The 20,586-nt window shown below is 62.4% G+C and carries 27 protein-coding genes; 14 read left to right on the top strand and 13 right to left on the bottom strand.

What is annotated here, in order from left to right:
* Nucleotides 1-110 precede the first annotated feature (110 nt).
* From HY30_RS04940 to HY30_RS04930, 3 genes are all read left to right on the top strand, one after another.
* On the top strand, nt 111-1,253 hold the full coding sequence (locus HY30_RS04940; RefSeq protein ID WP_051614852.1) for an AGE family epimerase/isomerase: 1,143 nt from the start codon (nt 111-113) through the stop codon (nt 1,251-1,253).
* A 70-nt stretch (nt 1,254-1,323) separates the two neighbouring features.
* On the top strand, nt 1,324-2,037 hold the full coding sequence (gpmA, locus tag HY30_RS04935; protein ID WP_034737730.1) for a 2,3-diphosphoglycerate-dependent phosphoglycerate mutase: 714 nt from the start codon (nt 1,324-1,326) through the stop codon (nt 2,035-2,037).
* Nucleotides 2,034-2,489: a bifunctional diaminohydroxyphosphoribosylaminopyrimidine deaminase/5-amino-6-(5-phosphoribosylamino)uracil reductase RibD gene (locus HY30_RS04930; protein ID WP_034737728.1), complete on the top strand. Its 456-nt coding sequence runs from the start codon at nt 2,034-2,036 to the stop codon at nt 2,487-2,489. The genes gpmA and HY30_RS04930 overlap by 4 nt, the downstream gene beginning before the upstream one ends.
* Here HY30_RS04930 and HY30_RS04925 read toward each other — a convergent pair.
* The gene (locus tag HY30_RS04925; RefSeq protein WP_034737726.1) at nt 2,486-3,535 is read right to left on the bottom strand and encodes a glycosyltransferase; all 1,050 of its coding nucleotides are present in this window, start codon (nt 3,533-3,535) and stop codon (nt 2,486-2,488) included. The genes HY30_RS04930 and HY30_RS04925 overlap by 4 nt on opposite strands.
* 133 nt (nt 3,536-3,668) lie before the next feature.
* Here HY30_RS04925 and HY30_RS04920 point away from each other — a divergent pair, with 133 nt between their 5' ends.
* Nucleotides 3,669-4,670: a glutathione S-transferase family protein gene (locus HY30_RS04920; RefSeq protein ID WP_034737724.1), complete on the top strand. Its 1,002-nt coding sequence runs from the start codon at nt 3,669-3,671 to the stop codon at nt 4,668-4,670.
* 54 nt (nt 4,671-4,724) lie between these two features.
* Here HY30_RS04920 and HY30_RS04915 read toward each other — a convergent pair whose 3' ends face one another.
* On the bottom strand, nt 4,725-5,207 hold the full coding sequence (locus HY30_RS04915; protein WP_034737722.1) for an Hsp20 family protein: 483 nt from the start codon (nt 5,205-5,207) through the stop codon (nt 4,725-4,727).
* Nucleotides 5,208-5,383: 176 nt separating this feature from the next.
* Here HY30_RS04915 and HY30_RS04910 point away from each other — a divergent pair, with 176 nt between their 5' ends.
* From HY30_RS04910 to HY30_RS04890, 5 genes are all read left to right on the top strand, one after another.
* Nucleotides 5,384-6,292 carry a class I SAM-dependent methyltransferase gene (locus tag HY30_RS04910; RefSeq protein ID WP_241765649.1) on the top strand — a complete coding sequence of 303 codons (909 nt, stop codon included), beginning with the start codon at nt 5,384-5,386 and terminating at the stop codon, nt 6,290-6,292.
* Nucleotides 6,293-6,391: 99 nt separating this feature from the next.
* Nucleotides 6,392-7,006 (top strand): TIGR02466 family protein, encoded by a 615-nt coding sequence (locus tag HY30_RS04905; RefSeq protein ID WP_034737718.1) that lies wholly within the window; start codon nt 6,392-6,394, stop codon nt 7,004-7,006.
* Between the two features lie 25 nt (nt 7,007-7,031).
* Complete coding sequence (locus tag HY30_RS04900) at nt 7,032-7,331, top strand: putative quinol monooxygenase (RefSeq protein ID WP_034737716.1); 300 nt, start codon at nt 7,032-7,034, stop codon at nt 7,329-7,331.
* Nucleotides 7,332-7,445: 114 nt separating this feature from the next.
* Nucleotides 7,446-7,976 carry an inorganic diphosphatase gene (ppa, locus tag HY30_RS04895; protein ID WP_034737714.1) on the top strand — a complete coding sequence of 177 codons (531 nt, stop codon included), beginning with the start codon at nt 7,446-7,448 and terminating at the stop codon, nt 7,974-7,976.
* A gap of 21 nt (nt 7,977-7,997) precedes the next feature.
* Nucleotides 7,998-8,621, top strand: coding sequence for a LysE family translocator (locus HY30_RS04890; RefSeq protein WP_034737712.1), 624 nt, complete (start codon nt 7,998-8,000; stop codon nt 8,619-8,621).
* Here HY30_RS04890 and HY30_RS04885 read toward each other — a convergent pair.
* On the bottom strand, nt 8,614-9,240 hold the full coding sequence (locus HY30_RS04885) for a carbonic anhydrase (protein ID WP_034737710.1): 627 nt from the start codon (nt 9,238-9,240) through the stop codon (nt 8,614-8,616). The two genes, HY30_RS04890 and HY30_RS04885, sit on opposite strands and share 8 nt — an antisense overlap.
* 149 nt (nt 9,241-9,389) lie before the next feature.
* On the opposite strand from HY30_RS04885, the gene HY30_RS04880 reads away from it, so the two are divergent.
* On the top strand, nt 9,390-9,989 hold the full coding sequence (locus HY30_RS04880; RefSeq protein ID WP_034737708.1) for a TetR/AcrR family transcriptional regulator: 600 nt from the start codon (nt 9,390-9,392) through the stop codon (nt 9,987-9,989).
* Between the two features lie 68 nt (nt 9,990-10,057).
* Nucleotides 10,058-11,107, top strand: coding sequence for an acyltransferase family protein (locus HY30_RS04875; RefSeq protein ID WP_034737706.1), 1,050 nt, complete (start codon nt 10,058-10,060; stop codon nt 11,105-11,107).
* Between the two features lie 3 nt (nt 11,108-11,110).
* Here the strand turns inward: HY30_RS04875 and HY30_RS04870 are convergent, their stop codons facing one another.
* Together HY30_RS04870 and HY30_RS04865 are read right to left on the bottom strand one after the other, a co-directional pair.
* Nucleotides 11,111-11,659 (bottom strand): DUF1465 family protein, encoded by a 549-nt coding sequence (locus tag HY30_RS04870; protein WP_034737704.1) that lies wholly within the window; start codon nt 11,657-11,659, stop codon nt 11,111-11,113.
* Between the two features lie 63 nt (nt 11,660-11,722).
* On the bottom strand, nt 11,723-11,989 hold the full coding sequence (locus HY30_RS04865; protein ID WP_241765648.1) for a DUF1192 domain-containing protein: 267 nt from the start codon (nt 11,987-11,989) through the stop codon (nt 11,723-11,725).
* Between the two features lie 14 nt (nt 11,990-12,003).
* Here HY30_RS04865 and HY30_RS04860 point away from each other — a divergent pair, with 14 nt between their 5' ends.
* Nucleotides 12,004-12,978 (top strand): NAD(P)H-quinone oxidoreductase, encoded by a 975-nt coding sequence (locus tag HY30_RS04860; RefSeq protein ID WP_034737700.1) that lies wholly within the window; start codon nt 12,004-12,006, stop codon nt 12,976-12,978.
* A 136-nt stretch (nt 12,979-13,114) separates the two neighbouring features.
* The gene (locus tag HY30_RS04855; protein WP_034737698.1) at nt 13,115-13,789 is read left to right on the top strand and encodes a DUF1013 domain-containing protein; all 675 of its coding nucleotides are present in this window, start codon (nt 13,115-13,117) and stop codon (nt 13,787-13,789) included.
* A gap of 12 nt (nt 13,790-13,801) precedes the next feature.
* Here HY30_RS04855 and HY30_RS04850 read toward each other — a convergent pair whose 3' ends face one another.
* The 3 genes from HY30_RS04850 to HY30_RS04840 all read right to left on the bottom strand — a co-directional run bounded on the left by HY30_RS04850 (nt 13,802) and on the right by HY30_RS04840 (nt 16,258).
* Nucleotides 13,802-14,350 carry a Smr/MutS family protein gene (locus tag HY30_RS04850; RefSeq protein ID WP_034737696.1) on the bottom strand — a complete coding sequence of 183 codons (549 nt, stop codon included), beginning with the start codon at nt 14,348-14,350 and terminating at the stop codon, nt 13,802-13,804.
* Nucleotides 14,351-14,359: 9 nt separating this feature from the next.
* Complete coding sequence (gene mltA, locus HY30_RS04845) at nt 14,360-15,574, bottom strand: murein transglycosylase A (protein ID WP_051614850.1); 1,215 nt, start codon at nt 15,572-15,574, stop codon at nt 14,360-14,362.
* Nucleotides 15,575-15,640: 66 nt separating this feature from the next.
* Nucleotides 15,641-16,258 (bottom strand): Tim44/TimA family putative adaptor protein, encoded by a 618-nt coding sequence (locus HY30_RS04840; protein ID WP_034737694.1) that lies wholly within the window; start codon nt 16,256-16,258, stop codon nt 15,641-15,643.
* Nucleotides 16,259-16,391: 133 nt separating this feature from the next.
* On the opposite strand from HY30_RS04840, the gene secB reads away from it, so the two are divergent.
* Complete coding sequence (gene secB / locus HY30_RS04835) at nt 16,392-16,895, top strand: protein-export chaperone SecB (protein WP_034737692.1); 504 nt, start codon at nt 16,392-16,394, stop codon at nt 16,893-16,895.
* Nucleotides 16,896-16,898: 3 nt separating this feature from the next.
* Here secB and dnaQ read toward each other — a convergent pair whose 3' ends face one another.
* From dnaQ to HY30_RS04810, 5 genes are read right to left on the bottom strand one after another with little or no spacing between them, the layout of a single operon-like run.
* Nucleotides 16,899-17,597 (bottom strand): DNA polymerase III subunit epsilon, encoded by a 699-nt coding sequence (gene dnaQ, locus HY30_RS04830; protein WP_034737690.1) that lies wholly within the window; start codon nt 17,595-17,597, stop codon nt 16,899-16,901.
* Nucleotides 17,594-18,202, bottom strand: coding sequence for a dephospho-CoA kinase (gene coaE, locus HY30_RS04825; RefSeq protein ID WP_034737688.1), 609 nt, complete (start codon nt 18,200-18,202; stop codon nt 17,594-17,596). The genes dnaQ and coaE overlap by 4 nt, the downstream gene beginning before the upstream one ends.
* The gene (gene aroE, locus HY30_RS04820; protein ID WP_034737686.1) at nt 18,199-19,011 is read right to left on the bottom strand and encodes a shikimate dehydrogenase; all 813 of its coding nucleotides are present in this window, start codon (nt 19,009-19,011) and stop codon (nt 18,199-18,201) included. Before aroE ends, coaE begins: the two co-directional genes overlap by 4 nt.
* Entirely contained in the window at nt 19,008-19,604 is a 597-nt protein-coding gene (locus HY30_RS04815) for a Maf family protein (RefSeq protein WP_034737684.1), read from the bottom strand. The genes aroE and HY30_RS04815 overlap by 4 nt, the downstream gene beginning before the upstream one ends.
* On the bottom strand, nt 19,601-20,443 hold the full coding sequence (locus HY30_RS04810; protein WP_034737682.1) for a pyruvate, water dikinase regulatory protein: 843 nt from the start codon (nt 20,441-20,443) through the stop codon (nt 19,601-19,603). Before HY30_RS04810 ends, HY30_RS04815 begins: the two co-directional genes overlap by 4 nt.
* Nucleotides 20,444-20,586 lie beyond the last annotated feature (143 nt).

The following is a 20,586-nucleotide window of genomic DNA, read 5'->3' as shown; positions in this document are numbered from 1 at the left end:
GCAATGCGCGCAAGGGCGCTGGCCAATCATAGCATCTGCTGATAGCAGGTGCGCAATCGGTTTGGCGAGCCGTATGCTCGGCTTCACATGCATTTCGAGGACCCGTCCCAATGTCCAGGTCAGCCTTGAAGCGACGGGCCAAGGAAGCCCGCACCTGGCTTGCGGATGCCTGTTTTCCCCTCTGGGCCGAGCGCGGCATGAACAGTCATGGCCTGTTCCGCGAGGGGCTCGAACTTGATCAGACGATTACCGATTCCCGCGAGAACCGCGTCCGCGTGCAGGCCCGGCAGACCTATGTCTTCGCTGAAGCCCTGCGACTCGGCTGGCGCGTGGATACATCCCGAGACCGGGTCGAACGCGGCCTCGGTATCCTGACGGGCCTTGCCCGCCGCGATGATGGTCTCGTCGGCCGCACGCTCCAACCTGACGGTAGCGGCCTGCTGGATGACACACCCGATCTCTACGATATCGCCTTCACGCTCTTTGCCATCGCCGAATCCGCCGATGCCCTCGGCGGCACAGGCGAAACCCGTGCGAGTGCGGGCGCCCTGCTCGATGCGGTCGACCGTCAGATGCGCGACCGCCTGAACGGTGGCTATGCCGAAATTCTGCCGCGCCCGGGCATCCGCGAGCAGAACCCGCACATGCACCTGCTGGAGGCCTGCCTTTCCCTTCACAGGGTCGACCCCGAGGGCGGCCATATCGCCCGTGCCGCCGAACTCGTTGCCCTGTTCGAAACGCGCCTCACGGCTGGTCCTGGCGGCCTGCTCGGCGAACGCTTTGCCGCTGACTGGTCCATTCCGACAGGCCGCGACGCCGATATTGTCGAGCCGGGCCATCAGTTCGAATGGGTCTGGCTGCTGCATGCCTATGCGGCGGCGACCGATACGCCCGTCCTCCCGGCGGCTGCAACGCTTTACGATTTTGCCTGCGCCACGCTGGATGACGATGGACGGGCCTGTGTGGAAGTGACCCGCGAGGGAGAGCCGTTCGACGGCTCACGCCGCACATGGTCCCAGACCGAGGCCCTCAAGGCGCATCTCAGCATGCTGGAATCCACCGGCGACGAGCGTCACGCCGCGGCCGCCTGCACCAGTTTTGACGTCCTCATGGACGAATTCCTGACGCCCGATGGCGGCTGGATCGACCACTATGGTGCCGAAGGCGATATTCTCTCGACTTTCATGCCCGCCTCCACGACCTACCACGTCGTTCTCGCCTTCGCCGAGCTGATCCGGGTCATGAAAGCTTGAACCTTTGGTGATTTACCCCGAAAAGGGCGCCAGATGCCCGAACTGATGCCTTTTTGAGGAAAGCCGACCGATGACCAAACTCGCCCTTGTCCGCCATGGCCAATCCGCCTGGAACCTCGAGAACCGCTTCACCGGCTGGTGGGACGCAGACCTCACCGAAAAGGGCGAGGCCGAGGCCCGCCATTCCGGCACGCTGCTCAAGGGCGTCGATGCCGACTTCCGCGCGGCCTTTACCAGTGTCCAGACACGCGCCATCCGCACGCTCTGGATGGCGCTGACCGAAATGGGCCGCGTCTGGGTGCCGGTCGAAAAGAACTGGCAGCTAAACGAGCGCCACTACGGCGGACTGACCGGCCTCGACAAGGCCGAAACCGCCGCCAAGCACGGTGACGAACAAGTGCACATATGGCGCCGCTCCTACGACGTCCCCCCACCCCCCATCGACGAGGACAGCCAGTACAATCCGGCGAAAGACCCGCGCTACAAGGGCATTGATGTCCCGGCCACGGAAAGCCTGAAGTCCACGCTTGAGCGCGTGCTGCCCTATTGGACCAGCGAAATCGCGCCTGTCCTGAGCGCCGGAACAGACACGGTGATCGCCGCCCATGGCAATTCGCTGCGTGCCCTCGTGAAACACCTCTTCAACGTGCCCGATGAGTCCATTACCGGGATCGAGATTCCGACAGGCAACCCGCTCCTGATCGATCTGGACGCCAACCTGAAACCTGTTTCGGTTCGTTATCTGGATCCTGAGCGCGCCACGCCGCTGCCCGAGCTGCCATGAGCAAACGCCGCGACCGGCGCATGATGGGCCGGGCCCTCGGCCTTGCGCGCCTCAATCACGGCCTGACCGGACCCAACCCTTCGGTGGGCTGCGTGATCCTTGACGTTGACGGCCACATTGTCGGCGACGGCGTAACCGGACTGGGCGGACGCCCCCATGCCGAAGAGATTGCGCTGGACGAAGCTGGCGCACGCGCCGTCGGCGGCACGGCCTATGTCACGCTGGAACCCTGCCGCGAGCGCTCAAGCGGCAGCCCGTCCTGTTCCACCAAACTGAAAGACGCCGGCATTGCCCGCGTCGTCTGCGCGATTAGCGATCCCCATCCGCTCGCCGAAGGCGGCATCACTGCCCTTCGCCAGGCCGGCATCCGCGTCGAGATCGGCCTCGGCGAACGCGTGGCCGCCCGCCTCTACCGGGGCTTCTTCCAGACGGTCCATGCCGCCAAGGCTTAGCCGCCGAATGGTCCCGCATGGGCAGCGATCTTTTCATAGAGCGCAATTGAATCCCGCTGGAAGACAGCCTTTGTAAACTGCGCTTCATAGGAGGCGCGGCCGCCAGCCACCAGCTTCGCCGCCAGATCCTTGTCCGTCACAACCTTGCGCAAGGCGTCCGCCAGGGCATCGACATCATTTTTCGGAATCAGCAGCCCGTTGACACCGTCCTTCACATAGGCCGCCGGGCCAACCGCATCCGCGGCGACCAGCGGACGTGACCCCGCCCAGGCATCCACCGTCACGGTGCCGAAGGGTTCATAGCGCGACGGGAAGGCGACAACATCGCAGGCCGCCAGCAGCGCGCCGCGATCATTGCGCCAGCCAAGGAAGCGCACGCGGTCATCAAGGCCGAGCCGCGTGCAATGCGCCTTCAGTTCCTGTTCGAGCGGGCCTTCGCCCGCGATCCAGACATAGAGCCCGTCAATCTTCGCCGTCGCATCGAGCAGCGTATCAAGGCCCTTCTTTTCATGCAGGCGCGCGAGCGCCAGCGCGACCGGTGCATCCTCTGGCGTATTCAGCGCCTTGCGGCTCGCCGGGTCTGCGCCGGTAAAATCGGCATATGTATGCACGATGGCCGAGCGCTCATCGCTGACGCCTTGTTCGCGGATATGGCGCAGCAGGTCGATCGTCAGGCCGACATGCCATTCGCAATTCTTGAAGCGCGCCAGCTTGTAATAGCCGCCATACCAGCCGATGGATCGTGCACGGTATTGTTTGGGGGCGAACTGTCCGGCGCGGCCCATCCAGTATTCAATCACGTCCGGCTCGAATTGCTTGATGGCATCGGCGATCACGCGCTGTGTGGGGAAAGGCCAGCTATTGTTGAACGCGGCCACATCCACACCGATGCCGGCCTCGCGAAATTTCTGGATCCGGAATGCATTGTCAGGCCGTGTCACGACGTGCTGCGCAAGATCGGTCTCTGCTAGCGCCAGCACCGATTCCAGCATGATGTTTTCCGCGCCGCCTTCTGCCGCGCCTGCCATGACATGCATTACCCGCATTTCATCTGTCCTTTTTATCCTGCCACCCCAGCATTTGATGGAGCGCATAGCCATTATCGGCGCGGGCGGCAAACGCTGCTTGGCAGTTGGGGGTGAAGTGCCTAGAGAGGGGCCAGACCGGAAGGGTAGCGTTATGACCAATTATCGTCTGTTTGGCGCAGACACGTCTCCATATTCTCTCAAGGTGAAGGCCTTCCTCACCTACAAGGAATTGCCCTTCGAATGGATCACGCGTTCGCGCAGCAATGAGGCTGAATTCCAGGCCAATGCGCAGGCCTTCGCGACCGTTCCCCTGCTTGTTTCGCCGACGCGTCCTGTCAGCCAGGATTCAACCGCCATGCTGGCGGCGATCGAAGCGGACCATGCCGAGCCCTCTTCGGTGCCCGATGATCCGGCCTGCGCCATGCTCGCCCTCATCCTCGAGGATTATGCCGACGAGTGGCTGAACAAATGCATGTTCCAGCAGCGCTGGGGCCAGTCGCCCGACCGCGAGGCCGCCGCCTTGCGCGTGCTCGCCCAGCTCTATGACGGCAAGCCGCCGCGCGCCCGCAAGGCGCCGCAGAAGCAGATTGTCGAACGCATGACAGCGCGGCTTTCACTCGTTGGTGCCGAGGCCGACAATGGCGAAACGCTCGACGCCTCCTGGCGCCGCTTCGCCCTGTGTCTCAATGACCATTTGAAAAATCATCTCTGCCTCTTTGGTGGCCGTCCTTCAGTGGCAGACTTTGCGCTTGCAGCCCAGTTCCAGCAGATGCTGCTCGACCCGACGCCCGGCAATTGGCTGCGCGATCGCGCGCCTTTCGTGGCGGCCTGGTGCACCTTCATGGAGGCGCCACAGGCCGGTGGTCCGTTTGCAGACCTCAGCGCATTGGAAGAAACGCTCGCCCCGCTTTTCGGAAACGAACTCAGCCTCACTTACCTGCCATGGGCCAGTGCCAATGCGGCCAGCGCCGCGCGCAATCGCAAACGTTTTTCCGTTACCCTCACAGATGGCGCTTTTGAGCAGGCCACCCAGCGCTATGCAGCGCGTGCTTTCAAATCCCTGCGCGCGGCCGTCTCGGCCACCGCCGAGGACGCGGCCCTGAAAGACTTCCTTGAGCGGACGGGTGCGGACAGGCATTTCACCAAGGCATGAAAAAACGGCGCGCCCCTTGGGACGCGCCGTTCCGGATATCCAGCGAGCTGAAAATCAGGCCGCGCTACCGGCTGCCTTCTTGCTGATCAGCTTTGGCTCAGCCCGTGTCTCGTCCGATCCGATCGTGATCTTGCGGGGCTTCTTTTCTTCCGGAAGCTCGCGGACGAGATCGATACGCAGCACACCATGGTCGAGGGCAGCGCCGGTCACAATCACGTGATCAGCAAGCTGGAAACGACGGATGAAACTGCGCTGGGCAATGCCGCGATGGAGGAATTCGCGGCCGTCGCCATCCTCGTTTTCGCCTTTCTTGCCGGCGACTGTCAGCTGGCCTTCCTTGGTCTCGATGTCGAGATCGGCCTCGGTAAAGCCTGCAACGGCAATCTCGATCGCAAAGGCATTCTCGCCTGAACGCTCGATATTATAAGGGGGATAGCCCTGCGTACCGTCGAGACGCGACGCCGTGTCGATCATCGTGGCCATGCGGTCAAAGCCGACCATTGTGCGGTAAAGGGGGGTCAAATCGATATTGCTCATGGAAACAGTCCTCTAGTCTGAAGCAACTGTGAGTGGCCTGCAGCAAACAGGCCCTCGGTTCGTTTCGGGCGATGTGAACACCCAGCCCGTCATCGGCGCTGGCACATTTCCCGGCCCCGGCCCGCATTGCGGCACCGTGACAATTAGTATTTGGGTAGCGTAAGGGGGTGTTCAAGATGTCAATGAAGGAGAAGGCGATGAAGAATTTCCTGTTCGCGGGTGCCGCGTTTGGCTTGCTCGCTGCATGTGGGCAACCGGAGACACCGGCCCCTGTCGAAACACCGCCGGCCGAGGCCCCCGAAGTCGCTGCGCTCAGCCCGCTCCAGGTGGCGGTTAATGATGCTGGCCGGTCCGACGCTGAAAAGGCCCGCGACGTATGGCGCCACCCCGTCGAAACCTTGGAATTCTTCGGCGTCGAACCGAGTGACACCGTGGTCGAAATCTGGCCCGGCGGTGGCTGGTACACCAATATCCTCGCGCCTTACCTGGCGGCCGGCGGCGGCAAGCTTATCGCGGCAGGCTTCGATCCGGCCGCAGCCCCGGACGAGGAACGCAAGCAGCGCACCCTGGACCGTCTCGCCGAGTTCAAATCCAATTATACCGATCCGCATTATGGCACGATCGAATACAGCGTCTTTTCCGGCGTCAGCGGCCCGCTGACGGAAGCGGGCACCGCCGATGCCGTGCTGACTTTCCGCAATGTGCATAACTGGATGTCCGGCGGCTATACCGAGAAATTCTTCACCGATGCCTATGCGGCCCTGAAGCCGGGCGGCGTTCTCGGCGTCGTCGAGCACCGCCTGCCATCCACCGCGACGCAGGATCCGACCGGTTCGACCGGCTATGTGCACGAAGACTTCATCAAGGCGCGCGCCATTGCGGCGGGCTTCGAATTTGTCGGCTCGAGCGAAATCAACGCCAACCCGGCCGATACGACAGACCACCCCTTCGGCGTCTGGACGCTGCCCCCGGTCAGCACCACGACCGACTCCGACGGCAATACGCCGGAAGGCTTCGATCCGACGCTCTATGCCGATATCGGCGAAAGCGACCGGATGACGCTCAAATTCGTCAAACCGGAATAGAAGACACCCTTCGCGGACCGGGAACGGTCCGCGAAGTACCACGCTCCGCCCCACAGATAACCCGTGAACGCCCACGGAACGGCCCGGGAATACCCTTAAATGCCCCTCCAGACGCTCTTCCCGACCCTCATCCGGCATGCCGAAATCGGTAATGACGCTTTGCGGGCCTCCCTCGAAAAAGTTTGCTGGCTGCTGGAAGACGAGGACGAGGCAGGCAATGACTGGTGCGACAGCGAAGGCTATGACGGCTACACGTCCTATGCCTCGCTCGACGACCTGCCGGAACGCTTCCCGGAAATCGCCGAGCTCAGGGCTTTCCTCGATTCCGAAGCGGAGGCTTATGCCCGCGATCTGCACTGGGACATGCAGGACCAGGCGCTTGAGCTGAACGGGCTATGGGTCAATATCCTCGGCGAGAGCGGCAGTCATTCCGGCCATATCCATCCCGGCAGCGTCATCTCCGGCACCTATTACGTGACCATTCCGGAAGGGGCAGGTCAGCTCAAATTCGAAGACCCCCGGCTCGCCTTCATGATGGCCGCCCCGCAGCCCGAAGACGACGCTCCTGAAGCCGCCCGCCGCTTCGTCTACGTCACCCCCACCCAGGGACACGCCATGTTCTGGGAAAGCTGGCTCCGCCATGAAGTAATGCCAAACCGGAGCGACATTCCCCGGCTTTCCATCAGCTTCAATTATGCGGTCAAACGGGATTAGGCCCGCAAGCACTGGATGTTTTCAGATGATTATCGTCACAGGGAGTGTCGCGACCACGCCGGACAACCATGAGCGCATACTTGCCCTGTCGCTGGAGCATGTCGCGCGGTCGCGCGCTGAGCCTGGCTGTATTGCCCACAATGTGCATGTGGACTGCGAGAACGGCCACAGGCTTGTTTTTCTTGAATATTGGTCCGATGCGGATGCCCTTAAGACGCATTTTTCTGTGCCAGTCAGCCAGGAGTTCGTGCGCGCGGTTCGCCAGCTAGCAGACGGGTCGATCGAAATGACCATCTTTGATTCCCATCCCTGGCCTGCATCGTGAATGGCGGGTTAACCCTCTGGGACACTGCGAACTCTTGACCTGAGCGCTGCGACAGGCCATCCGGCTCGCCAGCAAAATCAATTCCTCCCTGATCAGACAAGCGAGCTTCGTCCCATGGACCTTTCCAAGATCTCAACCGGCCAGAACCCACCTGATGACCTGAACGTCCTGATCGAAGTCCCACTCGGCGGCGACCCGATCAAGTATGAGATCGACAAGGCTTCCGGCGCCATGTTCGTCGACCGCTATCTCTACACCGAGATGCGCTACCCCTGTAATTACGGCTTCGTGCCCCACACGCTGAGCCTTGATGGCGATCCGATTGACGTGATGGTCGTTGGCAATCGTCCGCTGGTTCCGGGCAGTGTCGTGCGTGCACGCCCTGTCGGCGTCCTGATGATGACCGATGACAAGGGCCCCGACGAGAAAATCCTCGCCGTGCCGCATAACAAGCTGACGTCCTATTACGACAAGATCGCGACCTATCACGACCTGCCACAGACGCTGATCGACAAGACGGCGCACTTCTTCGAGCACTACAAGGATCTCGAAAAAGGCAAGTGGACACGTATCGAAGGCTGGTACGGCATCGAAAAGGCGCGTGAGCTGATTTCGCTGGCCGTCGAGCGCGGCAAAAAAGGCTAAAGCCAGGCGGCGGACGCATTCATGGACTTAACCGTCTGGCTTGCGCTGCTGGCCTTGTTCTTTGCGGGCGGCCTGACGCCCGGACCCGCCGTCATGATGGTGATGAGTACATCCTTGCGCTATGGCGCGGGGACGGCACTTGTTCCGGCCGTCGGCATATCGACGGCCAATCTTGTCTGGATCACGCTTGCGGCAACGGGCCTCGCGACATTTGCCGCGAGTGCACCCACCGTTCTGCTGGCCCTGAAGCTCGCCGGCCTCGTGTTCATCGCATGGCTTGCCTGGACCATGGCAACCGGGGATCCGACCCAGCCACGTGCCAGCGCCGCGCAAGCCCCACCGAAAGCGAGCCTCTTTGGCCGGGGCATAGGCCTGCAATTGCTCAATCCCAACGCGCTCGTATTCTTTGGCCTGCTGCTGCCCAGCTATTTCGATGCCGATCACCCGGTCATCATGCAGGCCGCGATTATCATGGTCACCGTCACGGCGACAGAAATGCTGGGGCTGACTGTCTATGCCTGGGCCGCCGATGCCATGAACCACCGCTTCCGGAACCCCGCTTTTGCGCTCTGGTTCAACCGCGCGGCCGCTGCTGCAATGCTCGTCTCGGCCGGGTTCGCGGCCTTCCTGACCACTGCTAAGTAGCCGAGATCACCTCAAAACGACCCGTTTTCGCGTTGCGCCAGTGAAGCTCGCCATGAACGATGGCAAACCAGGCGCCATGGAGTGACAGCTCGCCTGCCTCAACAGCCTGTGCGACGAACGGGAAAGTCATGAGGTTGCCAATCGAGGTCTCGATGCCTTCAAGCTCCAGGGCAAACTGAGGGTTCACCGAGCCACTCTCGACAACCCGCTCCCGGGCCTTTTCGAGAAGACGGACCCAAGGCGTCACGAATTCGCCAATGGCCGGATTACCCGCACCATCCAGTGAGGCTGCAATGCCGCCACAGCCGCCATGGCCCATCACCACGATATGGCCAACCTTCAGAACATTCACCGCATATTCCAGCGCCGCACTGACACCATGCAGGCCCCCATCGGGCTGATAGGGCGGCACCAGATTGGCCACGTTGCGAACCACAAACAGCTGTCCCGGCGCGGCATTGAAAATGTCAGACGGCTCTGCGCGGCTATCGGCGCAGGCGATCAGCATGATGTTCGGATCCTGCCCCTGGCCGAGTTCACGATAAAGATTTGCCTGTTGGGCATAATCGCCTGCGCGGAAGCGCCGGTAGCCTGAAATCAGGTCATCAATCGATTTCATGTCGTATATTCCTGTTTCTGCGCCGCAGACGTAATCCATAATGCGTAATCGGCAAGCAGAATCGGGACAATTTGTTAGCGATATGTCTATAATAACAAAATAGGCGTCATGGGACCCATGACCATTCCTCGCCTTTCCAGGAGACTTCAATGGCGACTACGACCGACGGCTCCAAGACATCCCGCAAGGGCCCGACGCGCAGCGAAGAATCGAAAGCCGCGATCCTTGAAGCCACACGCGTTGAAATGGCCGAAACGGGCTGGCGCGGCTTCAGCGTCGACAGCGTTGCCAAACGGGCCAGCGCTTCAAAGCAGACGATTTACCGCTGGTGGCCGTCGATTGGCGCCATGTGCGTCGACGCGGCGCTCGCGCTGATCCCTGATAGCCCGGATGGCGGCCGCGACCCGCAGGAGCGCGTGACGGCGCTCATCGTCCCGCTCGAAGCAACAGCGCGGACCGGGCAGGGACATGCCGTCTTGCGCGTGGCATTGCTGGCCGCCGTTGACGACAAGGAGGCCGGAGAAGTCTGGCGCGCCTGGATTGGCCGGGACATCCGCCAGCCCCTGCGCATGCTGCTCGCCGAACTCGCAGGAAAAAAAGTCATTCGCCGCGATTTCGATCTCGATGAAGTTCTGGAACTTCTGCTGGGCCCCCTTTGGCACCGCCTGATGATCATGCGGGCGCCTGTCCGGGAGGGCTTTTGTGCCGAACAGGCGGGCAATTTCCTCAGGGTCTACGCGACTTTCTGATCGATCCTCGCCGCCAATCAGCATGAATCTTGCACGGATCCCCCGTAAAACGACGGGGAGTGCAGGAAATGCCACTGGGACGTGTAAATTGGGTCGATCACGCAAAAGGCGCGTGCATCATTCTCATTGTGACCCTGTTCGCGACGCAAGGGTTTGCCGCCTCAGGCATGCAGACGGGCTGGATGGGTCCGGTCATGTCCTGGGCGCAGCCATTTCTAATGCCGGCTTTCTTCTTTCTTGCGGCGCTGTTTCTCAACAGAACGCTCTTCGGGCCGTCCAGACACTATATTGATCGCAAGATCCTTCACTTCGTCTATTTTTATATTGTCTGGCTCGTGTTGCAGGATGTCGTCCTCAACAACGGGCTGCTGTTCAGCGCTCCGCACGTTTTCGCGGGCGACCTCCTCGCTGCGCTGATCGAGCCGCGCGAAAGCCTGGTCCTGGTCTACATGCTGACCGTTTTTCACGCCGTGACCGGGCTCGTAAGACGCGTGCCGGCGCGCAAGGTATTCATCATCGCGGCAAGTCTGCAGATCGCTTTTACGACGGGCTGGATCGAGACAGGATCCGTCGTCCTCAACGAGTTCGGCCGCTGGTACGTCTTCTTCTTTGCCGGTTACATTGCCGCGCCGGTGGTCTTCGAGATGGCTGAGCGTGTTGCCGGGCATGGGGCACAGACCGGACGCGCGCTGATCGGATGGGCGGTTGCCAATGCGGCGTTCGTTGGCCTTCACGTCGCCGGTCTGCCGCTGATCAGCCTGGCGCTGGGTTTTGCGGGCACGGGGGCAATGATCGCGTTTGGCCTGATGCTGTCGCGTATCAAATGGCTGTCGATCATTGGGTATGCCGGGCGTCATTGCCTGATTGTCTATCTGACATGCGCCATACCGGTCACGCTGATGCAGCGCGGCCTGATCGCGAGCGGCGAGATTGATCACGCGGGCCTGGTTATCCTGACAACAACATTGGGCGCGGTGGCCCTGTCGCTTGGCTTCCACCGCCTCGTGCGCCGGACGCAGCTGAACGTGCTCTATCGCAGGCCCATGCGGCTGCGCATCAAATCGGCCAGATTCAGCCGCTCATCAGCCCTGCTGCCCCCGCCCCCGACGGCGGCCTGACGGCTACTTGGCGCGATGCCAGACCATCAGGGGATCGAAAGCGCCGGTTTCGGCCGCCCTTTGCAGCTGCGCAATCTGGTCTGATACGACATTCTTGGCCTGGCCCGGCATGGGCGCATTATAGAGCGCCTGATCCAGACGGCAGATCTGCTCGAACAGGGCTTCCGAACGCGCCACGAGTTCCAGAAAGCGGGGGGGGAGGCCCTTGTCGCGCTGGGCATCGGCATCAAGCGGCGGATCATCACGGTTGACGCGATACTTGCGCGCGGAGGCATCCTCGCGGCGCATTTCGCCGTCGCGCACGGCTTTTTGCATGACCAACCAGCTCGCCGCCTGCATCAGGCGCGTCGTCAGCTCCATGCTCCAGGCAGAATAGGTGAGGCCTGCCTCGCGCGGCAATGTGCGGGCGTGATCGCGCCCGGGGCCGTCGAGATAGGACGCTGTTTCCTCAACCAGCGCCATGCCCTTCGCGAACACAGTGTCGAAAAGTTTCCCGCCGGTGAAAGAGTTGAGGCTGTCGGAGCCGTTGTCGGGTGACCCGTTTGCCGCCATCTTCAAGACCTCAGAACACAAATTGCAATCTCAATACTTAAGTCATAACCCATTGCCGAGGCCTTAACTCTTTCCGCCAAACAGGGCGTCGGCCGCAGATTTCTGGGCCTCTTTTTTCGCAATTTCAGCCTCGCATGCCGCGATCTGGTCGCGCAAGGTGCTGATGCGGGCGTGCAGCTCGTCGATCGACATCTGATCCAGTGTCTGGCCGCGATTTGTCAGGATCGGTTCTTCTTCAAACAAGGGGCCTCTCCTTCGCTGCCTAAGCCGGTAGGCTTTCATAAAAACAGAAAGGCGGGCTAGAAGCGACTCCCCGACCGCCATTTTCATGAAGGAACGACGCCATGACCGAGATGATGAAAGCCGTAATCGTTGAGGAAGGCGCACCGCTCCGCCTTGGCGACGTGGAAGTGCCAACACTCAAACAGGGCGAAGTGCTCGTGAAGGTCGCCGCAGCCGGTCTCAACCGCGCGGACCTGATCCAGCGCAAGGGCGCGTATCCGCCGCCGCCCGGCGCATCCAATATCATGGGGCTGGAAATCGCCGGCCATATCGAGGCACTCGGCGAGGGCGTCCCGCGCTGGAAAGTGGGGGATCCGGTCTGCGGCCTACTGGCGGGTGGCGGCTATGCGGAGTTTGCGGCCGTGGACCAGGGCTCGCTCCTACCCGTTCCTGAAGGCATGGACATGGCACATGCCGCCTGTTTTCCCGAAGCGCTGTTCACGGCGTGGGCCAATGTATTCGACAGGGTCGGCCTGAAGGCGGGCGAGGATTTCCTCTGCCATGGCGGCACCAGCGGGATTGGCGTCATGGCCATCCAGATGGCGCGCGTTGCAGGGGCAGGAAAGATTTTCGCCACGGCCGGAAGCGACGAGAAATGCGCCCTTGCTGCAGAGCTCGGCGCGGACCGGGCGATCAATTACAAGACCGAGGACTTCGAGGCTGTTGTCCGCGAGGCAGGTGGCGTCGATGTCACGCTCGACATGGTCGGCGGCGACTATGTGCAGAAGAATATCGGCGCGGCAAAGGTCGACGGCCGGATCGTCAATATCGCCTACCAGAATGGCTTCACGGCCGAGGTCAACTTCGCGCCGGTGCTGATGAAGCGGCTGACGCTGGCTGCTACCACGCTACGGGCCCGGCCTGTGCCGGAGAAGCAGCGCATTCGCGATGCGGTGGAAAAGGATTTCTGGCCGCATGTCGTGTCGGGCCGGATCAAGCCCGTTCTGGACAAGACATTCGCCATGTCAGACGCTGAAGCGGCGCAGGCTTACATGGGAAAAGGCGCTCATTCGGGCAAGATCATTCTCACCCTCTGAGACGTATGCCTTTTCATTCAGCATCGCATGATCTATAATGTTTTCAGGTTCCAAGCTTGCCTGAAACCTTGACCGCCCGGCACGATGTGTCGGGCGGCTGCATTTCAGGCCCCAACGTGCTCCAAGGAGACATCCCATGTCCGAGATTCTGATGCCCAAGGCGACAGCCGTCTGGCTGCTGGACAATACGACCCTGACCTTCACGCAAATCGCAGCTTTCTCTGGCCTGCACCACCTTGAAGTCAAAGGCATCGCCGATGGGGACGTCGCCGAGAACATGCGCGGCGTTGACCCGATCGCTGGCGGCATCCTGTCGCGCGAAGAGATCGCACGCGGCGAAGAGAACCCTGATTATGTTCTGAAAGTTGCCGCGTCCAAGATCGCGCACATCCCGCAGCCGCCGCGCAAGGGCAGCCGCTATACGCCGGTCATTCGCCGTCAGGACAAGCCTGATGCCGTGGCCTGGTTCATCCGTAACCACCCGGAAGTGTCGGACGCGCAGATTTCCAAGACGATCGGCACGACCAAGTCGACGATCAACAATGTGCGGGACAAGTCGCACTGGAATTCGCAGAACATCCGTCCGGTTGACCCCGTTACGCTGGGCCTTTGCACCCAGATCGAGCTCGATGAAGTGATCGCGAAATCGGCGGACAAGCGCCGCCGTATCGAGGCTGAAAAGAGCCTCAATACGGAAGGTCCGGGCCTTGTGCCGACGCAGGACGATGCGGCTGCATATGAAGCCGAGCAGGAAGATGATCGTCACAAGAAGGACGTGTCTGCGGCCGACGTCTTCCGCGACTTCAGCTAGGCAAATCTGCAGTCAGGACTGCAGTTTACGAAGAAACACGTAGAACGCACCGGCGCCGCCATGGCGCTGGTGCGCTTCGGCGTAGCCTGACACAAGCGTGCGGGCATGATCCGTGTCGAGCCAGGCGAGGAAGTTGCGCTTTAGCACGCCTTCGCCCAGACGGCCCTTCCCTGTAATAACCAATACACAACGCGACCCGTCTGCCTGGGCATTGGCCAGGAAGCCGGGCAGGGCGCGCGACGCTGTGGCCTGCGTGTGGCCGTGCAGGTCGAACGTGGCTGAGACGACCAGTTTGCCCCGCTTCACGCGCTTTTCCCTGCCGCGATTTGCCGGACCACCGACGGGTATTCCCGGACCGTTCGCGGGTACTTCACGGGGCGTTGCGGGGCGCCTGGTGGGTATTCCCGGACCATTCGCGGGGGCTTTCTGGTCCGGTTCGCCCGCTTCGAGGGCAGAAATCAGCGCGCCGAAGTCTTCCGGCGCCGGGCCGATGGGTTTGATGGATTTCGCGACGCGCGACCAGGCCTTGGCTTCTTCGGGGGTCAGGGGGCGCTTCGACATGGGGCCCGTCTAGGGCGCTGCGGGCGGATCGCCAAGACCCGGGGCTTCCGACACCATCATGTTGCGCAGGAGCCGGTCAGCCACGGCGCGGGGCAAGAGGACCCAGAGGCGGCCGGGCGCATTCATGGTGCCGGCGCGGGAGCCGGCGTCGGTGCCCGTGCCGAAATAGAGGTCACCGCGCACGGCCCCCTTGATGGCGCCGCCCGTGTCCTGCGAGATGAGGAGGCCCGACCAATGCCCGCCGAGACCGGGCGCGCTCGTTTCGACAAACATGGGCATGCCGAGCGGCTGGATATCGGTATCGACCGCCATCGAGGCGAGCGGCGTGAGCGGGACCCCCTGCGCGCCAACCGGGCCGAGGGTTGGGTCACCTTCCGGCTCGGCGCGGAAGAAGACGTAGCGCGGGTTCTGGTTCATCGCGAGGCGGGCCTCGGCGGGCCCGGCCCGGTCCATCCAGGCGCGGATGCCCTGCATGCTGGCCTGCCCGCGCGTGATGCGGCCGGTTTCGATGAGCCAGTTGGCGGTGGACTTGAACTTGTGCCCGTTATGCGCGGCGTACACGGCCCGTGTTGTGGACCCGTCGGGGAAGGTCAGCCGGCCGGACCCCTGGATTTGCAGGAAGAAGACATCTGACGGATGGGCATAGGCGATGGGCGTGACACCCGCGCGGCTGATTTCCTCGCGCGACGGATAAGGGCGGGTGCGCCCGTCCGGCAGGCGCTGAAGCGGCGATGCGCCGTTCGGGATGAGATCTGCGGGCACGGCGGGGACCGGCTCGGTGAAGGGCGGCACAGGCGTACGGCGCGCTTCATAGGTCGGTTCGAAATAGCCGGTGAAGCGGCTGTTGCCATCAGGCGAAAGGGCCTCGATGGGCGTGAAAAGGCTCTGATAGGCGGCGCGGGCGCCGGCCTCGTCCCGGACACGGGCCATGGCGGCGCAGGCCGGCAGCCATTCGCCAACCTGCCCTGCCCAGGTGGCCTTTGCGGAGAGTTCGGCATTTTTGGGCCGCGCCTGAAGCTTGGTACAGCTGCGCTGGAAAGCCTGGACGCTGTCCATCAGGCTGACGCCGGACCAGCCGGGCAAATCCCCATAGGCCCCGGATGCGACGCCGGGCGGCGGCAGGAGGACAGGCCCCGCCTGTGACGGCGCGGATCGGGGCGCCTGCGTGCTCTGGCACGAGACAAGCGCGAGCGACAGGAAAGCAATAGCCAGTGTGCGAAGCATGGGCTTTTATGGCCCGCTTTGCGCGCAGCTGTCATCCAAAACTGTCAGGAATTGCCTGGAGGGCGATCAGTCGACCGTATCAACGTCATCAAGGATCCAGTTCGGATCCGTTCCGCGGACATTGCGCATGAAGGTCCAGTGTTCCTTGGCCGTTCGGGTGATCTCGCCATCGCCCAGCTCGGCCTCATAGCGCACAACCACGCGGGCGGTATCGCCATCGAGCTCCGCACTTTCGATCTCGGCCCGCTTGATGCGCAAGAGTTCGAACGTCTTTTCGCCGCTTGTCTGGCGGGCCGTGATGGCGGCATCCCAGGCCTCATAGACATCATCGTCCAGAAGCGGGCGCAGCGCGGCACGGTCGCCCTTGGCGAAAGCGCCGACGATCATGGTGTAGGCCATCTTGGCGCCCTGCATGAAGCCGGACACGGTAAAGCTGTTATCCGCATTGTAGATGTCTTCCAGGCCGCCAGCAGCAGGCCCGGTGAAGATGGGGCGCTCGTCACTGACACGCCGTTCGCGACGCTCGGCGAGCTCCGCCACATTGGTCTCGGAAGGCGCGGGCGAAGCGGATGGGCGCTGCACGGGCCGGTCATTACCGCCCCGCCCGAGCGCCATGTACAGGCGCGACAGGACAATCAGCGCGACGGCCGCCAGAACTAAAACCTCGATCACTGGGTCGAACATGTCTTATGGAATTCCTTCAAGTATCCGGCCTCTTATCCCTAGATAGGCACGCGCGGCCACAAACGCCAGTGAACGTTGCGCCTTTGGAGGGCGCATGCTAGGCGCGCGGTGCGATCCAGGTAGAGGAAACATCATGACAGACACGAGCGCACCGGGAAACCCCAATCCCCCGCAAGACCCAAATGGCGAGAAGCCCGCAGCGCCCATCATGCGCGTTCTGGGACAATATGTGAAAGACCTGTCTTTCGAAAACCCGGGGCATGCGCCTGTCCAGTCACAGCCCAATATCGATCTGGGCATCGATGTCGGCGCGGCGCCGCATGCGGATGGCAATGGCCTGTATGAGGTTTCCCTGAAGCTTTCCGCCAAGGCCCTGGCCGACGGCAAGGTGATGTTCATTTCCGAACTGGACTATGCGGGCCTGTTCCAGCTGCAGAATGTTGCGCAGGAACAATTGGAGCCGATGCTGCTGATCGAAGCGCCACGCCTTCTGTTCCCGTTTGCCCGCCGCATCATTGCAGAAATCACACGCGAAGGTGGCTTCCCGCCGCTGCTGATCGACCCGGTCGACTTCGTGGCGTTGTACCAGGCGCAGGTGCGCCGCGCCAATGCGGCCGGAACCCCGACCCAGCAATAGGCCTCAGGCCTGTTTCCACAGACAGTCGGGACCGAGCGTCTCGATGAAGGCCGCGTGAGCGGCCTTCTCTGATTCTGTCAGCAGGGATGGCAGCTTGTGGGGCCGCTGGCGGGCCGTGCGGCGTTCGCCGGCCTGCAGTTCTGTGTCCGGTGTATCGAAGGAAAAGGCGCGCGCGCGGCCGCCCAGCAGTTCCAGATAGACGCTGGCGAGGAGCTGGCTGTCGAGCAGGGCGCCGTGCAGCGTGCGGCTTTCAAGCGAGATGTCGAAGCGTTTGCAGAGCGCATCAAGACTGGCCGGGGCGCCGGGATATTTCTTGCGGGCAAGGGCGGCCGTATCGAGCCAGCGATCATCGGGGATCGGGTCTCGCCCGCAGAGCGCGAGTTCCATGTTGAGGAAGCCCCGGTCGAAACCCGCATTGTGGGCGACGAGCGTTGCGTCACCGACAAATTCCAGGAAGGCGCCGACGACATGCTCTTCCTCGAAGAAGGGCGCATCCTTGAGATGATCGTCAGTCAGGCCCGTGATGCGGATGGTCGCCTCGGAAACGGAGCGGCGCGGATTGATGCGTGTGTGGAATGTCTTGCCGGTCGGAATGTGGTTGATCATCTCGACGGCGCCCATCTCGATGACGCGGTCGCCATCGTTCGGATTGAGGCCGGTGGTTTCCGTATCGAAAGCGATCTCGCGGATGAGTGTGGTCATGAACGGGCTTCCTCTTCCTTGCGATTCATCAGGGCGATTATGGCCCGGACATGGTCGCGCGCAAACTCGAAACCATGTCCCGTGGAGATCACAAAGTCAGCCCGGGCGCGCTTTTCGGCATCGGGCACCTGGCGTGCGAGGATGGATACGAAAGTTTCCGGCGTCATGTCGGGGCGCGAAAGGACGCGCTCGCGCTGGACATCTGCCGGGGCGCTAACCACGACGACATAGTCGCAGAGCTGCCAGCCGCCCGTTTCGTAGAGCAGGGGGATGTCGATGACGACGAAGGGGGCGCCAGCTTCGCGCGCCTCCTGGCGGAAATCATGCTGGGCCTTGCCCGCGAGCGGATGGACGATGGATTCGAGGCGCTTCATGGCCTCGGCATCATTGAGCACGCGCTCGCGCAGGCGCAGGCGGTCGATCGCGCCATCGACGGCAACGCCCGGGAAGGCCGCCTCGACAGGCGCCACCGCCGCGCCGCCCTTGCCGTAAAGTTCGTGTACGGCCGCATCGGCATCATAGACGGGCACGCCCTCATCGCGGAAGAGCTGGGCCGTGGCGGATTTTCCCATGCCGATGGATCCGGTCAGTCCAAGGATTATCATGACGTGGCCTCCACGACCTTTCGGCATTTGCGCTCGGCTGCCTCGATATCAGGCACGATGCCGAACCAGTGCTCGAAGGCGAATGCCGCCTGGGCGACCAGCATGCCGAGACCATCCATCGGGGTCCAGTCCTGCGCGGCGGCCGCGGATAGGGTTTTGCTGGCAGCGGCGCCATAGCTGATATCATAGAAGGTGCGCCCAAGACCGGCTGGCAGATCCAGCGATTGTCCGGAATGACCGAGGCTCAATGTGTTGATGACGATTTCTGCCGTTGACAGACGGTTCATGCCGTCTTCAAGCGAGCAGACGTCCGGCCTTTCGACCAGGTCGTCAGCGATGGCTTCTGCACGCGATACCGTCCGGTTACTGATGGTCAGCTTGGCGCGCATGTCTGTCAGCACGAAGGCGAGGGCGCGGGCAGAGCCGCCGGCGCCAAGCAGGAGCACATTCTTGCCGGCCACATCGATGCCCGCCTGATCGAGCGTATGGAGGAAGCCGGGCGCATCGGTATTCTCGGCGCGCCAGCCGCTATCTGTGCGGATCAGTGTGTTGGCTGCGCCGATGCGGCGGGCGAGGTCGCCTGCCTCTTCGGCGAGCGCGAGCGCCGTGTGCTTGTGGGGCAGGGTGATGTTGAGGCCGCGGGCGCCCTGCCGCGTAAGGGTTGCAAGGGCCGATTCCAGTTCGCCATCCGGCACCTGCATCGCCTCATAGGTCGCGTCGATGCCGTGCTCGCGCAGCCAGGCATTGTGGATAAGCGGCGAGAGCGAATGAGAGATCGGGTCGCCGATGACGCCGTAGAGCTGGGTCATGTGGCGAGCGCTCCTCTTATGCGCAGGTAGTCGAGCAGCGGCAGCAGCGGCAGGCCGAGGATCGAGAAATAGTCGCCCTCGATCTGGGTGAAGAGCTGTGCGCCGAGGCCTTCGAGCTGGTAGGCGCCGACCGTGGAGAGGAGCGGCTCGCCAACGCGGTCGACATAGTCATTGATGAAGGCTTCGCTGAGCGGGCGCATCGTGAGTTTCGGCCGGGCGAGGTGGCGCCAGACGGGCGTGCCGTTCTCGCAGATGACGATGGCAGTTTCCAGCGTATGCGACTTGCCGGAGAGCTTGCGCAGATGATCGCGGGCGCCTTCGAGATCGGCCGGCTTGTCAAAGGCTTCCCGGTCAAGCGAGAGCATCTGGTCGCCGCCGATGACGAGGCCTTCGGTGCGGTTGGAGACTTTGACGGCTTTCAGTTCGGCAAGCTGCATGGCCTGGTCGCGCACAGACATGCCTTCAGCGCGCATCGCAGCCTTGGCCGAGTCCTCGTCGACATTCGGCTTCACGCTGGCGGCGTCGATGCCGGCACCTGCGAGCAGGGCCCGGCGGCTGGCGCTGCCGGAAGCAAGGGTGATGGAAAGACTCATATCTGGCCGCGCCGTTCGTTCAGGAGGTTGAGAATGGCCGCAGCCGTTTCTTCCACAGACCGGCGGGAGACATCGATCGTCTTCCACTTGTTGCGCTGGAAGAGGCGGTTGGCCTGTGTGACCTCATCACGCACCGCGTCTTCGTCGGCATAGATCGTGTGTTCGTCCTGGTTCAGGGAGATGAGGCGCTGGCGGCGGATCTGCACGAGGCGTTCGGCGCTGATCTTGAGGCCGACAACCATGGGGCCTTTCTCGCCGAGCTTTTCCATGAAGTCCGGCAGCGCCACCCCGGGCACGAGCGGAATGTTGCCGGCACGGACCTTGCGGTTGGCGAGGTAGACGCATGTGGGTGTCTTGGATGTGCGGCTGACGCCGAGCAGGATCACGTCGGCACCGATCAGCCCGTTGACATTCTGGCCGTCATCATGGGCGAGCGTGAAATTGATCGCTTCCATCCGGTCGAAATAGTCCTGGTCGAGCGCGTGCTGGCCGGCAACCTTGTGGTTGGCCGAAATACCGAGGTGGCGTCCGAGCATGGCGATGGACGCATCAAGCACGGGCAGGGTCGCGACGCCGCGTTCGCGGCAGAAGGATTCCAGGCGCGCTCGCAGGGCTTCATCGGAAATCGTGTACCAGACAACGCCGGGCGCGGCCTCGATCTCGCGCATCACGCGCTCAAGCTGCCGTTCGGACCGGACGAGGTAGTAGTTGTGCTCGAGAGGCTGTACATTCTCGAACTGCGCACACGCGGCCCGTTGAACGGCATTGAGGGTTTCGCCCGTACTGTCAGAGACGAGGTGGACGTTGAAATAGATGCTGGGGCGCTGCGGTGTGGTCATGGCTTCCTCTCTTGCCGATGGCCGGGCGTTTTCACAAGACCTGTGTAGTTCCTGTGCATAGATGATTCCTCACACCGGGAGTCACAATCCATCCACATGCGGCGGAATCTGACTCCCGGGGAATCCCCCTATGTTCCATCCTG

The sequence above is a fragment of the Hyphomonas chukchiensis genome (assembly GCF_000682695.1).
Classification (GTDB): domain Bacteria; phylum Pseudomonadota; class Alphaproteobacteria; order Caulobacterales; family Hyphomonadaceae; genus Hyphomonas; species Hyphomonas chukchiensis.
This window is presented reverse-complemented; position numbering and strand designations above follow the sequence as displayed.

Bases quoted from the DNA above. Each gene is read 5' to 3' on its own strand.
- HY30_RS04940 (WP_051614852.1), top strand. From the start codon at position 111: ATGTCCAGGTCAGCCTTGAAGCGACGGGCCAAGGAAGCCCGCACCTGG.
- gpmA (WP_034737730.1), top strand. From the start codon at position 1,324: ATGACCAAACTCGCCCTTGTCCGCCATGGCCAATCCGCCTGGAACCTC.
- HY30_RS04930 (WP_034737728.1), top strand. From the start codon at position 2,034: ATGAGCAAACGCCGCGACCGGCGCATGATGGGCCGGGCCCTCGGCCTT.
- HY30_RS04925 (WP_034737726.1), bottom strand. From the start codon at position 3,535: ATGCGGGTAATGCATGTCATGGCAGGCGCGGCAGAAGGCGGCGCGGAA.
- HY30_RS04920 (WP_034737724.1), top strand. From the start codon at position 3,669: ATGACCAATTATCGTCTGTTTGGCGCAGACACGTCTCCATATTCTCTC.
- HY30_RS04915 (WP_034737722.1), bottom strand. From the start codon at position 5,207: ATGAGCAATATCGATTTGACCCCCCTTTACCGCACAATGGTCGGCTTT.
- HY30_RS04910 (WP_241765649.1), top strand. From the start codon at position 5,384: ATGTCAATGAAGGAGAAGGCGATGAAGAATTTCCTGTTCGCGGGTGCC.
- HY30_RS04905 (WP_034737718.1), top strand. From the start codon at position 6,392: ATGCCCCTCCAGACGCTCTTCCCGACCCTCATCCGGCATGCCGAAATC.
- HY30_RS04900 (WP_034737716.1), top strand. From the start codon at position 7,032: ATGATTATCGTCACAGGGAGTGTCGCGACCACGCCGGACAACCATGAG.
- ppa (WP_034737714.1), top strand. From the start codon at position 7,446: ATGGACCTTTCCAAGATCTCAACCGGCCAGAACCCACCTGATGACCTG.
- HY30_RS04890 (WP_034737712.1), top strand. From the start codon at position 7,998: ATGGACTTAACCGTCTGGCTTGCGCTGCTGGCCTTGTTCTTTGCGGGC.
- HY30_RS04885 (WP_034737710.1), bottom strand. From the start codon at position 9,240: ATGAAATCGATTGATGACCTGATTTCAGGCTACCGGCGCTTCCGCGCA.
- HY30_RS04880 (WP_034737708.1), top strand. From the start codon at position 9,390: ATGGCGACTACGACCGACGGCTCCAAGACATCCCGCAAGGGCCCGACG.
- HY30_RS04875 (WP_034737706.1), top strand. From the start codon at position 10,058: ATGCCACTGGGACGTGTAAATTGGGTCGATCACGCAAAAGGCGCGTGC.
- HY30_RS04870 (WP_034737704.1), bottom strand. From the start codon at position 11,659: ATGGCGGCAAACGGGTCACCCGACAACGGCTCCGACAGCCTCAACTCT.
- HY30_RS04865 (WP_241765648.1), bottom strand. From the start codon at position 11,989: ATGAAAATGGCGGTCGGGGAGTCGCTTCTAGCCCGCCTTTCTGTTTTT.
- HY30_RS04860 (WP_034737700.1), top strand. From the start codon at position 12,004: ATGACCGAGATGATGAAAGCCGTAATCGTTGAGGAAGGCGCACCGCTC.
- HY30_RS04855 (WP_034737698.1), top strand. From the start codon at position 13,115: ATGTCCGAGATTCTGATGCCCAAGGCGACAGCCGTCTGGCTGCTGGAC.
- HY30_RS04850 (WP_034737696.1), bottom strand. From the start codon at position 14,350: ATGTCGAAGCGCCCCCTGACCCCCGAAGAAGCCAAGGCCTGGTCGCGC.
- mltA (WP_051614850.1), bottom strand. From the start codon at position 15,574: ATGCTTCGCACACTGGCTATTGCTTTCCTGTCGCTCGCGCTTGTCTCG.
- HY30_RS04840 (WP_034737694.1), bottom strand. From the start codon at position 16,258: ATGTTCGACCCAGTGATCGAGGTTTTAGTTCTGGCGGCCGTCGCGCTG.
- secB (WP_034737692.1), top strand. From the start codon at position 16,392: ATGACAGACACGAGCGCACCGGGAAACCCCAATCCCCCGCAAGACCCA.
- dnaQ (WP_034737690.1), bottom strand. From the start codon at position 17,597: ATGACCACACTCATCCGCGAGATCGCTTTCGATACGGAAACCACCGGC.
- coaE (WP_034737688.1), bottom strand. From the start codon at position 18,202: ATGATAATCCTTGGACTGACCGGATCCATCGGCATGGGAAAATCCGCC.
- aroE (WP_034737686.1), bottom strand. From the start codon at position 19,011: ATGACCCAGCTCTACGGCGTCATCGGCGACCCGATCTCTCATTCGCTC.
- HY30_RS04815 (WP_034737684.1), bottom strand. From the start codon at position 19,604: ATGAGTCTTTCCATCACCCTTGCTTCCGGCAGCGCCAGCCGCCGGGCC.
- HY30_RS04810 (WP_034737682.1), bottom strand. From the start codon at position 20,443: ATGACCACACCGCAGCGCCCCAGCATCTATTTCAACGTCCACCTCGTC.